This is a genomic window from Synechococcus sp. Nb3U1 (assembly GCF_021533835.1).
Lineage (GTDB): Bacteria > Cyanobacteriota > Cyanobacteriia > Thermostichales > Thermostichaceae > Thermostichus.
In genome coordinates this window covers 1,497,930-1,511,676 of sequence record NZ_JAKFYQ010000001.1, presented here as the reverse complement: position 1 = coordinate 1,511,676, position 13,747 = coordinate 1,497,930, and the positions used below count along the sequence as shown (strand labels likewise).

The 13,747-nt window shown below is 55.1% G+C and carries 13 protein-coding genes and 1 pseudogene; 7 read left to right on the top strand and 7 right to left on the bottom strand.

Translation table 11 applies throughout. The features are described 5' to 3' along the window. Positions 1 to 49: 49 nt before the first annotated feature. From L1047_RS07030 to dapB, 7 genes are all read left to right on the top strand, one after another. Positions 50 to 358 (top strand): DUF1232 domain-containing protein, encoded by a 309-nt coding sequence (locus tag L1047_RS07030; RefSeq protein ID WP_235278185.1) that lies wholly within the window; start codon positions 50 to 52, stop codon positions 356 to 358. Positions 359 to 433: 75 nt separating this feature from the next. Beyond that, the gene (rpsL, locus tag L1047_RS07025; protein ID WP_235278184.1) at positions 434 to 841 is read left to right on the top strand and encodes a 30S ribosomal protein S12; all 408 of its coding nucleotides are present in this window, start codon (positions 434 to 436) and stop codon (positions 839 to 841) included. A gap of 48 nt (positions 842 to 889) precedes the next feature. After that, positions 890 to 1,360: a 30S ribosomal protein S7 gene (gene rpsG, locus L1047_RS07020; RefSeq protein ID WP_235278183.1), complete on the top strand. Its 471-nt coding sequence runs from the start codon at positions 890 to 892 to the stop codon at positions 1,358 to 1,360. Between the two features lie 148 nt (positions 1,361 to 1,508). Further along, positions 1,509 to 3,632, top strand: a complete 2,124-nt coding sequence (fusA, locus tag L1047_RS07015; protein ID WP_235278182.1) for an elongation factor G — start codon at positions 1,509 to 1,511, stop codon at positions 3,630 to 3,632. Positions 3,633 to 3,657: 25 nt separating this feature from the next. Then, the gene (tuf, locus tag L1047_RS07010; RefSeq protein ID WP_235278181.1) at positions 3,658 to 4,887 is read left to right on the top strand and encodes an elongation factor Tu; all 1,230 of its coding nucleotides are present in this window, start codon (positions 3,658 to 3,660) and stop codon (positions 4,885 to 4,887) included. Positions 4,888 to 4,995: 108 nt separating this feature from the next. Then, a complete protein-coding gene (gene rpsJ, locus L1047_RS07005) occupies positions 4,996 to 5,313 on the top strand; it encodes a 30S ribosomal protein S10 (protein WP_235278180.1) in 318 nt (105 codons plus the stop codon). A 77-nt stretch (positions 5,314 to 5,390) separates the two neighbouring features. After that, positions 5,391 to 6,245 (top strand): 4-hydroxy-tetrahydrodipicolinate reductase, encoded by an 855-nt coding sequence (dapB, locus tag L1047_RS07000; protein WP_235278179.1) that lies wholly within the window; start codon positions 5,391 to 5,393, stop codon positions 6,243 to 6,245. An 11-nt stretch (positions 6,246 to 6,256) separates the two neighbouring features. On the opposite strand, the gene L1047_RS06995 is transcribed toward dapB, so the two are convergent. The 7 genes and pseudogenes from L1047_RS06995 to L1047_RS06965 all read right to left on the bottom strand — a co-directional run bounded on the left by L1047_RS06995 (position 6,257) and on the right by L1047_RS06965 (position 13,638). Then, positions 6,257 to 7,198, bottom strand: a complete 942-nt coding sequence (locus tag L1047_RS06995) for a phosphoribulokinase (RefSeq protein WP_235278178.1) — start codon at positions 7,196 to 7,198, stop codon at positions 6,257 to 6,259. Between the two features lie 197 nt (positions 7,199 to 7,395). Then, positions 7,396 to 7,650: a hypothetical protein gene (locus L1047_RS06990; protein WP_235278177.1), complete on the bottom strand. Its 255-nt coding sequence runs from the start codon at positions 7,648 to 7,650 to the stop codon at positions 7,396 to 7,398. A gap of 502 nt (positions 7,651 to 8,152) precedes the next feature. Beyond that, positions 8,153 to 9,160 (bottom strand): annotated as a pseudogene (locus L1047_RS06985) (chlorophyll a/b binding light-harvesting protein); the annotation flags it as partial. Between the two features lie 179 nt (positions 9,161 to 9,339). Beyond that, a complete protein-coding gene (locus L1047_RS06980; RefSeq protein WP_235278176.1) occupies positions 9,340 to 9,825 on the bottom strand; it encodes an allophycocyanin subunit beta in 486 nt (161 codons plus the stop codon). A gap of 86 nt (positions 9,826 to 9,911) precedes the next feature. After that, on the bottom strand, positions 9,912 to 10,385 hold the full coding sequence (locus L1047_RS06975) for an allophycocyanin (protein WP_235278175.1): 474 nt from the start codon (positions 10,383 to 10,385) through the stop codon (positions 9,912 to 9,914). A gap of 126 nt (positions 10,386 to 10,511) precedes the next feature. After that, entirely contained in the window at positions 10,512 to 12,881 is a 2,370-nt protein-coding gene (locus L1047_RS06970) for an ABC transporter permease (protein WP_235278174.1), read from the bottom strand. Position 12,882: 1 nt separating this feature from the next. Continuing rightward, positions 12,883 to 13,638: an ABC transporter ATP-binding protein gene (locus L1047_RS06965; RefSeq protein WP_328286035.1), complete on the bottom strand. Its 756-nt coding sequence runs from the start codon at positions 13,636 to 13,638 to the stop codon at positions 12,883 to 12,885. Positions 13,639 to 13,747 lie beyond the last annotated feature (109 nt).

Here is a 13,747-nt window from a genome sequence, read left to right as displayed (position 1 = left end):
ACAAGTCAGGACAAGCGATCTGTTCCCCTCAACAGAGCCCCTCAACTCGATGCGCGCCACCCCATTTCTGTATCAAGGTTTCCGACTGGGCTTGCGTAACCCCTCCCTGCGCCCCTGGATTCTGTTGGGTATTTTGGTCTATCTCCTCAGCCCCATTGATCTCATCCCTTCGGTACTGCCCATCGTTGGGGAAATGGACGATCTGGTTTTATTGGGCCTGCTCCTGTCGGAACTGGCCCAAATGGCCCTCGGGGATCCCTTTTCACCTCAAACCCGGCCAAAGTCCCCTGCCCGAGCTGAGCCTGCCTCGACCCAGACTATTGATATTCAAGCCACAAGCCTGGATGAGGATCCCTAAGTTGACGCTGGGATCCCGCCTTGCTAGGATCTGATACTGCCGACTAACTTGAGTTCTGACCTTCTGAGCTGACCCATGCCCACCATTCAGCAACTAATTCGAGAGGAGCGCAGTGTCGCCACTCGCAAGACCAAATCCCCCGCTCTGAAGGCCTGTCCTCAGCGCAGAGGGGTTTGCACCCGAGTGTACACGACAACTCCCAAGAAGCCCAACTCAGCCCTGCGCAAGGTGGCACGGGTTCGTCTCACCTCGGGGTTCGAGGTTACCGCCTATATCCCTGGCATTGGCCACAACCTGCAGGAGCACTCCGTCGTCATGATTCGCGGTGGGCGGGTTAAGGATCTGCCGGGTGTGCGCTACCACATTATTCGTGGCACCCTCGATGCGGCTGGGGTAAAAGACCGCAAACAAGGTCGCTCCAAGTACGGGGCAAAGCGGCCCAAGCCCGGTCAGGCTGCAGCTCCTGCTGGCAAGAAGAAGTAGTCCCCACAGATATCCAACCTATTCGTACCCCGACTTACAACACTATCTATGTCTCGCCGCAACCGTGCCTCCCACCGCGATGTCCCCCCGGATCCCAAATATGGAAGCCGGCTGGTCACTATGTTGATCCGCAAGCTGATGCTGCGGGGCAAAGCCTCTTTGGCCGCCAATATCCTCTACGATGCCATGTCCATCCTGCAGGAACGCACCGGCCAAGAACCGCTGCCCTTGGTGGAAAATGCGGTTCGTAACGCGACCCCTTTGGTGGAAGTGAAAGCCCGCCGGGTGGGTGGAGCGACCTACCAAGTGCCGGTGGAAGTACGGGGAGACCGCGGGACTTCATTGGCCTTGCGCTGGTTAGTGAATTTCTCTCGCACGCGCCCGGGGCGCACCATGGCCGCCAAATTGGCCAACGAATTGCTGGATGCTTCTAACGAAACCGGCAGCACGATTCGTCGTCGGGAGGAGATGCATCGCATGGCAGAAGCCAACAAAGCCTTTGCTCACTACCGCTATTGAGGCCACTTGGGCAGGACAGCGGGAACTTTGTTCAGAAACTTTGTTCCATTGTCTCCGCCTATGGAGAGAGCTCGACAAAAACGACTAGAATTGTAAAGGTTTTTTTAGTTTGCCCGAGTCGCAGGACGACGAGGATTGGGAGGTCAACGTGGCACGCACAGTTCCCCTGGAACGAGTCCGAAATATTGGGATCGCGGCCCATATCGATGCAGGTAAAACCACGACCACGGAGCGGATTCTTTTCTATTCCGGTCTGGTGCATAAGATTGGCGAGGTTCACGATGGAACCGCTGTCACCGATTGGATGGCTCAGGAACGGGAACGGGGCATCACCATTACTGCTGCTGCTATCAGCACCCGCTGGGTGAAACGCAATCCCGAGGATCCCTCTCAGCCCTTACCGGATGCGCCTGAATTCACCATCAACATCATCGATACACCTGGGCACGTGGATTTCACCATTGAGGTGGAGCGCTCCATGCGGGTGCTGGACGGGGTGATTGCCGTGTTTGACTCGGTTGGCGGTGTGCAACCCCAGTCGGAAACTGTGTGGCGGCAAGCCAACCGCTACAACGTGCCCCGGATCGCGTTTGTCAACAAGATGGATCGCATGGGGGCCAATTTTCTTAAGGTTTATGGTCAACTGCGGGATCGTCTCAAGGCCAATGCAGTCCCCATCCAATTGCCCATTGGGGCCGAAGATGGGTTTCAGGGTATTGTCGATCTGGTGCGGATGCAAGCCCGCATCTACATGGATGAGATCGGCAAAGACATTCGTCCCGCCCCGATTCCGGAAGATATGAAAGAGCTGGTGGCGGAGTATCGCGCCAAGCTGGTGGAAGCTGTGGCAGAAACCGACGAAGCTCTGATGGAGAAGTATTTCGCCGAAGAAGACCTGAGCGAAGCCGATTTGATGGCTGGCTTGCGCAAAGGCACGATTAGCGGTCAAATTGTGCCGATGCTGTGTGGCTCTGCTTTCAAAAATAAAGGCGTGCAGATGCTGCTGGATGCAGTGATTGACTACCTACCCGCCCCCATCGATATTCCCGCCATTAAAGGGTTGCTACCGGACGGCTCGGAGGTAGCTCGTCATGCCAGCGATGATGAGCCTTTCTCTGCTTTGGCCTTTAAGTTGATGAGCGACAAGTATGGGGATCTCACCTTCATTCGCGTTTATTCCGGTGTGCTGGCCAAAGGCACCTACGTTCTCAACTCCACCAAGAACAAAAAAGAGCGCATTTCTCGCTTGGTAGTGCTTAAGGCGGACGAGCGCCAGGATGTGGATGAGCTGCGGGCTGGAGATCTGGGAGCGGTGCTGGGCCTGAAGGACACCACCACCGGAGATACTCTCTGTGACGAAAACTCGCCGGTGATCTTGGAATCTCTGTATATCCCTGAGCCGGTGATCTCGGTGGCGGTAGAGCCCAAGACCAAGGCTGATATCGACAAGCTCTCCAAAGCGTTGCAATCTCTGTCCAAAGAGGATCCCACCTTCCGGGTGGCGGTGGATCAGGAAACCAATCAAACCATCATCTCCGGAATGGGCGAGCTGCACCTAGAGATCCTGGTGGATCGGATGTTGCGGGAGTTCAATGTGGAGGCCAATGTCGGCAATCCACAGGTGGCCTACCGCGAAACCGTTCGCAAGCCGGTCAGCCGTGTTGAGGGCAAATTTGTCCGCCAAAGTGGTGGCCGTGGCCAGTATGGTCATGTGGTCATTGACCTGGAGCCGGCTGAACCAGGAACCGGGTTTGAGTTTGTCTCCAAGATCGTGGGTGGTGTGGTGCCCAAGGAGTATGTTGGGCCCGCTGAGCAGGGGATGAAGGAAGCCTGTGAATCGGGTGTGATCGCCGGGTATCCTCTCATCGATGTGCGCGCCACTTTGGTGGATGGTTCCTACCACGAGGTGGACTCCAACGAAATGGCCTTTAAGATCGCCGGTTCGATGGCTCTCAAGGAGGCCGTCCGCAGAGCTAGCCCCGCCTTGCTGGAGCCGATGATGAAGGTGGAAGTAGAAGTTCCTGAGGCCTTTGTGGGCGATGTGATTGGGGACATCAACTCCCGCCGTGGTCAGATGGAGGGGATGAACACGGAAGGCGGTATTTCCAAGGTCAATGCCAAGGTTCCCTTGGCAGAGATGTTTGGATACGCCACCGATATCCGTTCCAAAACCCAGGGGCGGGGCACCTTCACGATGGAATTCAGCCACTACGAGGAAGTTCCTCGCAGTATTGCCGAAACCATCATTGCTAAAAACAAAGGAAATGAGTAGCTAACTGAAAAGGAAGTGACGATTCATGGCACGCGCTAAGTTTGAACGCACCAAACCCCACGTCAACATTGGCACCATCGGTCACGTTGACCACGGCAAGACCACGCTGACGGCCGCTATCACCAGCACTCTGTCGGCGTTGGGACAGGCTACAGCCAAAAAATACGATGAGATTGATGCGGCGCCGGAAGAGAAGGCTCGCGGTATTACCATCAATACTGCCCATGTCGAGTATCAAACCGCCAATCGTCACTATGCCCACGTAGATTGCCCTGGCCACGCCGACTATGTGAAGAACATGATCACGGGTGCGGCCCAAATGGACGGTGGCATCTTGGTGGTGTCTGCGGCGGATGGCCCCATGCCCCAAACACGGGAGCACATCCTGTTGGCTCGTCAGGTGGGTGTGCCCAGCTTGGTGGTCTTCTTGAACAAGGAAGACATGGTGGATGATGAAGAGTTGCTGGAATTGGTGGAGTTGGAGGTGCGAGAGCTGCTCTCCACCTACGATTTCCCTGGCGATGACATCCCCATTGTGAAGGGATCCGCGTTGAAAGCGCTGGAAAAAATGATTGCTGCTCCCAAGACGCAGCGGGGTGAAGATCCCTGGGTAGACAAAATCTACGAGTTGATGGATGCGGTGGATTCCTACATTCCTACCCCAGAGCGAGATGTGGATAAGCCCTTCCTGATGGCGGTGGAAGATGTTTTCTCTATCACCGGTCGGGGTACTGTGGCTACAGGCCGGATCGAGCGGGGTAAGGTGAAAGTGGGCGAAACGGTGGAATTGGTGGGCTTGGGCGATACCCGTTCTACTACTGTCACGGGGTTGGAAATGTTCCAGAAGACGCTAGACGAAGGTCTGGCGGGGGACAACGTTGGTGTGCTGTTGCGCGGGATCCAGAAGGATGACATCGAGCGCGGCATGGTGTTGGCTAAGCCCAAGTCCATTACCCCCCACACCAACTTCGAGTCTGAGGTATACATCCTCAAAAAAGAAGAGGGTGGTCGTCACACGCCGTTCTTCTCCGGCTATCGCCCCCAATTCTACGTGCGTACCACCGACGTGACCGGTACCATTGCCGCGTTTACTGCTGACGATGGCTCCCAGCCGGAGATGGTGATGCCCGGTGATCGCATCAAGATGACGGTGGAGCTGATCCAGCCCATCGCCATTGAGCAAGGGATGCGCTTCGCCATCCGCGAGGGAGGTCGCACGGTTGGAGCGGGTGTTGTCTCCAAGATCTTGAAATAAACCCGATTCCTTTCGGCAGGGATTGAGCGCTGCTGGTCACCCCAGAATGACTCGATCCCTGTCGCTTTTTGTCCAGTCTGTCCAGTCCCTTTCTACCACTTCCCAGCTATGGCTACCCTGACCCAACAGAAGATCCGCATCCGCCTCAAAGCCTACGATCACCGTTTGCTGGATACTTCCTGCGACAAAATCGTGGATACAGCCCGGCGTACCGAGGCGATGCCCGTCGGCCCGATTCCGTTACCCACTCGTCGTCGCATCTACTGTGTGTTGCGGTCTCCCCACACCGATAAAGATTCTCGGGAGCACTTTGAAACCCGTACCCATCGTCGGATTATCGACATTTACTCCCCTTCTTCCAAAACCATCGACGCCTTGATGAAGCTGGATCTACCGGCAGGTGTGGATATTGAGGTGAAACTGTAGCGGGATTGAGGTGTGATCTCAAACTGGGATCCCCCCTTAGGCCCATTCAAGGATTGTTTGGATAGTGGTGGCAACGGATGACAGAGTTAGTCAATCTCGATGCAGCAGCAGAGGCTTCTCCTATCCCAGTTCTTGTGGTCGGTGCTTTGGGGAAGATGGGTCGAGAGGTCGTGCGGGCGGTAGCCGAAACTCCCGATATGGCCGTGGTAGGGGCGGTAGCTCGCTCCCAGGTTGGCTTTGATATTGGTGAGGTGCTGGGTCTGGGATCCCTGGGGGTGGAGATTACAGACGATCTTTCAGGGCAACTCCTGAAGCTATCTCAACGCAGTGGCCGTGGTGTGATGGTGGATTTCACCCATCCTCGTTCGGTGTTTGAAAACATTCGCTCAGCCATTGCCTTTGGGGTGCGTCCGGTGGTGGGGACAACAGGCTTAAGCCTGGAGCAAGTGGAACGGCTGCGGGAGTTTGCTGAGAAATCTAGTGTAGGCTGTGTGATCGCGCCCAATTTCGCCATCGGCATGATTTTGCTACAGCAGATGGCTGTTCAAGCAGCGCAGTATTTTGATCATGTGGAAATTATCGAGTTACACCACAACCGCAAAGCCGATGCCCCGAGTGGTAGTGCATCCCAAACGGCTCAACTCCTGGGGCGACTAGGGAAAGACTTTAATCCTCCTCAAGTGGAAGAGAAGGAATTAATTCCGGGTTCTCGGGGAGGGATCCCTGAACACAACATCCGCATTCACAGTATTCGCCTGCCGGGCCTAGTGGCTCACCAAGAAGTAATCTTTGGCGGCATGGGACAAACTCTAACCCTTCGTCACGATACAACTGACCGAGTTGCCTTTATGCCGGGGGTGATTTTGGCCATTCGCAGGGTGCTGGAGCTGAAGGGGTTGGTTTATGGGCTTGAGCATCTCTTGAGCCGGTGAGTTTTATTTGTTTACTGGTAGATATTGGCGGCCTTGAGCATGTGGTAGGTGATCAACAACTGGGTCAGGGCAAGGGGATAACTTTGCAGCAATTCACCGGTTGTGCCAATCAATTTCCCAATGCTGGGGTTGGTATCTAGACTGCAAAACTTGCCTAAATAGGGAATTTCATTGCAGAGCATTCGCTCCAGTTCTACCACTTGACTGGCTGTGGCATGGCCGTCGATCCCCAATACGTCCACCGGTTTGCCCATATCCCGATCCAGGTCAAGTCGGATGGCGGATCCGAGGTGGCTGTTGTCGGCGTTGAGAATTTGCCAAAAATCCGGGTGTGGAATGGTGGGGCGCAGCACCAGGCGCACATTCAACAACAATTCGTCCTGGTCGGATCCCTCTTGAGGGGGATAAAAGCTGACTACCACATCCGCCCATTGCCGTTGCGGGCGAATAAAGGCTTCTGAATCGGGTTCCCGCTTGCGCAGCTCTTCTCGAACTTGTTCTTCGGTGTAGCCCCGCTTGCGGGTATCCCGCTTAATTTTCCAGAGGGCTCGTAGATCTTCGGGAGGGGCTAAGTAAACCCTGACATCGTAGCTATCTCGCATACCACGGGTGGAATAGCCCAGCAACCCTTCGACAATCACATATTTATTGGGCTTGATGTATTCGGGGGGATCGAAGGTGCCGGTGTTGTGGTTGTAGATCGGCTTTAGGATCGGTTGGCCGGTGCGCAACAGCGTCAGATGCTGCTGCATAATATCCAGATAGTTGCAATCAGGGTGCAGGGCTGTGATCCCCAGCTCGGCGCGTTGTTTACGGTCGTAGCGATGGTAGTCGTCGGTGCAGATAACGGTGACATTTTCTTCCCCCAAAACTTGGGCGATGCCACGGGTGAGGGTGGTTTTCCCGGCAGCGCTATCGCCAACAATGCCGAGAATAATTGGGCGTTGAACCACGGATCCCCCTCCTGAATGGTGAATAAGAGCGCGCTAGGGCACGGCAATTCGGAATAGTGTTCGTCAAACTCCGTTCCGACCTGCGGGTAGCCGAAAATACAAAAACAGGAGCCATGGGCCAGTCAACGAAGTTAAGCACACATTATCGGGCCTGTAGGGTCTTGGGGCAAGCAGACATGAATTTGCGAATTGTTGCCTCAAGTTCGCAACTCTAAAGGTAGAGGTGCTTCCGGATCCCGTTTAATGGCCTTACAGCCTTTTCCAACGTTCGTTATCTGATACAGCAGATTCAAGTCAATCCCTTGCTCCATCAGGTTTTTACCTAGCTCAAGGGCCTGTGTGAAGTCGGAAAAGGCTATATTCTGCAAAAAAAGAAAAAAAGAGAAAGCCTTGGCTTTCTCTAGAGAGGGTTTTCTAAAAATACCCGCAATCACAGCCTTTTCTGATTTCATGTACGATACAAGGTCAAGAAGCAATTTTTCTTGGACAAAGGGTTGGTTTGTATCGGCTGTAGTATATATCGCTGGAAAAGGCTGTAGAATTGATGGCTGACTAATTTACCTGAGCCCTACTCAATTCGTAAATGGTGGTAGATAGAGAGTGGGAACGTCCTCCGTGATTGATTTGGGCTTTTGGGGATCCATATCCCACCTGCAGCGGTGTTTTGTTGAAGGGAGAAGAAGTACTCGGCACCTCATAAAACAGGCTGGATTTGGGATGATAGGCAAATTGATAAAGAGTGTTTTGCACACCATTCAGTGTAATAGGTGTAATCAAACTAGAGTTTCTCTGGGGGGGCTGGTAGGTGTAGTTTTGATCCCTCTGAGGAGCCAGAGGAGCTGGAGTTGCAAAGGCTGGCTCGTAGCAAACCTCAGGTGTGGCCTGGGGATGGATCTCCACCACAGTTTGATAAACAAACTGAGATAACCCCGCTTCCTGCCAACCCCGTTGCCAGGCTTGAAAAAGCTTTGCCCAGTCAAAGCCCATGGCCCGCTGAAAATGCCACAGGGATCCCTGTAGGAAAAAGAAAGCTAGATAGAAATGCGCGTTGGCCAGCCACACTCGGGATGAATAGGCCCACGGCTCCATTTGGGTGGGATCAAAATAGAATGGCGTGAAGGCGGACTTGAGCTGCAATGTTGGCCCATAAAAGACCTCTGGATAGGCCAGACTATTAAACCCACAGTAGTAGGAGGCCGCAAATCCGGCTAGGGCAATACCAAACAGAGAATAGGAGAGGATCCCGTCTGCTGAGAAGAGAAAACGGGCTTTGACCCACGCAAAAGGTGGAACGAGGATGTGCCATGCACCCCCTAAAAGCAGAAGGCCGGCAACGTAGAGATGTCCGCCGACTAAGTCTTCTAGGTTATTGACATCAAAAAGATGGGTGCGATAGTCGAAAAGGGTGGCAAAATTGAGCGTGGGTTGGCTCACCAGCCGCACCTGATCGAGCGTGGCATCGTACAGCCCACCCAAAAACATGGCCTTGGCCACTAACAATAAGGCTCCTAAACCCAAGATCAACAGGTGATGTCCCAAAATCATCCCCAATGTTTTGGCGTCATCCCAAGCAAAGTGAAACTTGGCAGCTTTGCCAAACTCCATACCTAAGTTGGGAGGCAGCTTGGTCTGGTGAAAGTAAGCTCCCCCAGCCAGCACCCCAGCCGCTACGAGATGAATACAACCAATGGCAACGAAGGGGAACGTATCGACAATTTGGCCCGCAGCACCAACTCCCCATCCCAATGTGGCCAGATGGGGTAACAAAATTAATCCCTGCTCGTACATCGGCAAATCGGGCGAAAACTTGGCCACTTCGAACAAGGTAAAGCCGCCCGCCCAGGCCATGATCAGGGCCGCTTGGGCCACATGCGCCACGATAAAAGTATTGGAGAGGTCAACGAATCGAGCATTACCCGCCCACCAGGGATAGCCTGAAGGGTGTGTAGTTGTAGCGTTCATAGTTAAGTCCTTTTCTCTTTGGCTCTTGTTCTTATCTCCTGGATTTCATCCATCGAGAATAGATGGAGATCGCCGCTGATGCCCCTTCTCGAAATCTTGCTTTGGTGGCAATTCCTGCTGAGAGGGTTAAGACCCCTCCCATAAGCCGACAAGGAGGGGTACCAAGAGTGGGGAAACCTTCAGCTCAAGCCAGCGATGATGTGGTCTAAATACACCCCCATTTCTTGACCCGCCTCGGTTCCAACACTGTCTGTTAGAACCTCCTTCATGGCATTGAGCGCTTCAATCACTCGGTCGATAGGAACCCCCAGTGTGACGTAGGTTTCTTTGAGGCCATTCAGCACCCGCTCATTCAGGATGGAGGCATCAGCAGCCAACATGGCATAGGTGGCATAGCGCAAGAAATAGGTTAAATCCCGCAAACAGGCAGCATAACGACGGGTGGGGTACATGTTGCCCCCAGGCAGGGTGATATCTCCGTAGAGCAAGCTGTTGGCAACGGTTTTGCTGATGATGCTGCTGGCACTGGAACTGATGGTTTTGGCTGCCTTGACTCGCATGTTGCCGCTCTGAAAGTAGCGATTCAATTGATCCAATGCTGAAGCGTCTAAGTAAGAACCCTTCTCATCAGCGGGGTTGATGATGGAAGTGATGGTATCTTTCATGGGTTTTCCTTGGGGACTAACTGTATGAGGCAATTCAAGAAAGGGCTTTTCTGTGTGACTAGTTGTCAAGGAACTGAGTCATCCACTCAGAAAGCACGGACGAGACGCTCAAAATAGGGAGCAGTCACGGCCATCTCCTCAGAAGAAAGGACATCAGCAGCTACATCCTTGAGGCAGCCCATCGCTACCCGCAAGTTCGGCAGAGGTACACCTAGAGACAGGTACATTTCACGCATTCCATTCAGGCCGATATCGTCTAAGGGTTTTTCGTTGCCCGCCAGAACGCAGTAGCTGACTAGACGAATGTACCAACCCTGATCCCGCTGGCACAGGGCTGTTTTTTGAGGATTTCCTTTGTTGCTGGGGGTGTTGGGACATTTTGCCCAAAAGCGTTTGCTACCTTCCTGAACAATTTTTTGCTCGTTATCTGCCAACTTTTGAGCAGCCCGGATCCGGATTTGACCTTTGCTAAAGAAATCTTCTAACTTGGCAATTTCAGCACCGCTGAGGAAGCGTTCAGCAGCATCTGACTGAGCGATAACTTGGGCAATGAGGCTCATAGGCTTTTTGATGGGAACGCTCTACATGTAACAAAGTAAAATGGGTTCTCAAGAATCGAAATCACTTATTAAGAAAAAGTTGTGAATTGAAATATAGTTGCAACAAAGCCAGAAGGCACTGGGGAGCTACTCTCGTGTCTTCAGCACCGCGATTAGATCTAGGCGATTCAGTTGGCGGTGGATCACGATCCCGGACAGGACGGCAGCCAGTAGAACCACTAGCCCCACCGTGGTGTAGGTGGCCCGATGGATTACCAATGGGATCCGGTACAACTCCGAGACATAGGCCTTGGCCAAGAACGCACTCAAGCCAAAGCCCAGCAGCCAGCCCACGGGGATCCCCACCAGCACCAGCAAGCTTTGTTCTCCGAGCAAAATGACGCTGATCTCATGGCGGCTGAAGCCGATGATGCGCAGGCTAGCCAGCTCGCGGCTGCGTTCCGAAAGGGCGATGCGGGCGGAATTGTAGACGACGCTGAAGGTGATGATGGCGGCAAATAGTGACAGGATGCCGGTCATGACCAGGATATTGCGGGCGCTGATCTCTCGAAAGCTCTCCAGCAGAGTTTCCCGAAACGATACACCCGCCACGACGGGTATTTGTTTGAGCCGGTCGTAGAGGGCCTGGGACTGGGCCGCATCAATCGACAGATAGGCCCCCGACAAGGTTTCCCCTTCCCGCATGAGGCGATTCAGGGATCCCAGCTCCACATAGGCCGATAAGCCCAGAAACTCATCGACGACGCCCACCACTTGCACCTCTCGCTGGGGCCGGGATCCCTCGAGAACCTCCACCTGTAGCCATTCCCCCGGCTGGATGTGCAGCATCTCAGCCAGTTGATCGGTGAGCAGCACCCCTTCTAGGGGCACCGTCTGAGGGCGGAGGTTGCGATCCAACAACCGCCGCAATTGGCTCCCTTGGGGCAACCCCGTCAAGGCCAGACGATGGTGATACTGCCCATGCCGCAACTGGGCGGGCACCAGGCGGAACCCCTCCACCCGCAACACCCCTGGCAGTTGGGCCAGCTCAAAGCGGGTGCGGGCCGGACGTGGCTCGTTGAAAATGACCGTGACATCCTCCCGCTGCACCTGAAAAAACTGCACCGACATCAGGTAGGTGATGGCATCCCGAAAAAACAGCCCCATCAACAGCAATGCGGCGGCAAAGCTGATCCCAATGATGGATAGGCCCGCCTGAATCGGTCGTCGCTCCAAGTTGCGCAGAATAATCCGCCCTGTTGGGGAAAACAGCCGCTGCCAGCCCAGCCGCTCCACCAAGGTGGGCCGAAAACTGGCGGGAGGCTCCGGGCGCATGGCCTCAGCCGGGGGCAAGCGGATCGCCCGTTGCACCGCCAACAGTCCCCCCACTAGGGCCGCCCCTCCACTCACCAGCAAGGCTGAGATCAACACCTGCGGGCTGGCCCGATAAGTGAGGATGGGAAAGCGAAAAAAGTCGGCATAGAGGGTGGTCAGCCCCCGCCCCAGCCACATGCCCAACCCTAGCCCCAGCAGGGATCCTGCCGCCACCACCACCAGTACCAACTTCAAGTAGTGAAAGCCGATACCCCAGTTGCTGTAGCCAAACGCCTTGAGCACGGCAATCTGCTCCCGTTGGGTGCTGATCAGGCGGGAGAGCACCACATGCAGCAAAAAGGCGGCAATGCCCAGAAACATCGTTGGCAAGATCGTGGCCGTCACCTCCAGGCTTTGGATCTCGTCGCTGATGATGCGGTGGGAGACCTGGTTCTCACGGCTGTAGGCCCCCCGCCCCCCATAGGGATCCGTCAGCCGATCCAGCTCGGTAATGATCGCCTGCTCAGGAGCTCCGGGGATCACCGTCAGGGCAACACTATTAAAGGCCCCCTGCAGGTTAAAGGCGGTGCTGAGGGCCGCTTCTCCCATCCACAGCACCCCAAAGCGGCGGTTATCAGGATAGAGATCCCCCGCTCCGCGAATCTCGTAGATGTAATCTGGTGAGAGGGCCAAGCCCACGATTTGCAGCGATTGCCAACGACCGTTCAGGATCGCCCCAATTCGATCCCCCAGCTCTAAATCATTGGCCTCGGCAAAAGCCTCGCTGGCCAAAATCTCATCGCCCCGCTGTGGATCCGGGTAGCGACCCCGCCGCAAAAACACACGGTTGAGCATGGGCTGATCCTCAGGGGGCAGTGAAATGAGTCGTCCTGTGGCTGGTTCCGCTAACCCCGGCACATCCAGCGTCACATCTGCTACCACCCGCGTTTGTACCTGCTGCACCCCGGGGATCCCGGCGATTTGGGCCTGTAACCGATCCGGTGCCCGCTTCAGTTCCGCAAAGACATCGGCAAACTGGTAGCGGTCGTAGTAGGTCTGCTGGGTTAGGGCCAGCGACTGATAGGCGCTCAGGGCCAAGACAAAACAGGCGATGCCGCAGCCCACCACCAGAACAATGGCCGTCACCTGCCCCCACAGTTGGCGCAGATCCCGCAGCAGCTTGCGATCGAGGGGGTGCAGCATTCTACCACTCCAACTCGCTGGGACGGGCCTTGTGGGTGTTCCGCTCGATGTGGGTGATCTGGCCACTGCGCATGGTGATCACCCGATCCGCCATGGCGGCGATACCGGCATTGTGGGTGATCACGGCAACGGTGGTGCCAAACTCCCGATTGACGCTCTCCAGTACCTCCAGCACCCGTTTGCCGGTGGCAAAATCCAGTGCCCCTGTCGGCTCATCACAGAGCAGCACCTCCGGTCGCTTGGCGATGGCCCGGGCAATCGCCACCCGTTGCTGCTCGCCCCCCGAAAGCTGGGCCGGAAAGTGATCGCAGCGCTCCCCCAAGCCCACCCGTTCCAACGCCTCGCGGGGATCCATGGGATCCGGGGCCAACTCCGTCACCAGGGCGATATTTTCTTGGGCGGTTAGGCTGGGGATGAGGTTGTAGAACTGAAACACAAAGCCGATGTGGTAGCGGCGATAGCGGGTCAGGGCGGCATCATCTGCATGGCTGAGATCCCAGTCCCAAAACCACACCTCCCCTTGGCTGGGCAGATCCAGCCCCCCCAAGATATTCAACAGGGTGGATTTACCGCTGCCAGAGGCCCCTAGGATCACTAAAAACTCTCCCTCATAGATATCCAGCTCCACATCCCGCAGGGCCTGAACGGTGACCTCCCCCATCGGGTAGATTTTGTGAATCCCGCGAGCGGAGAAAAGAGGGCGGGGAGTGACCGACGAAGGTACCTTGGAAGGGTGCAGAGGTTGCCAAGAGGGCATGATGAATCTACCTCTCGTGTGGGACTGCCTGGCTAGGAAAGGAACTGACCATATGGTGATTCTAGTGATTTGCAGCATTCACCCAGGATAGGAGGATGCTATCCTAGTT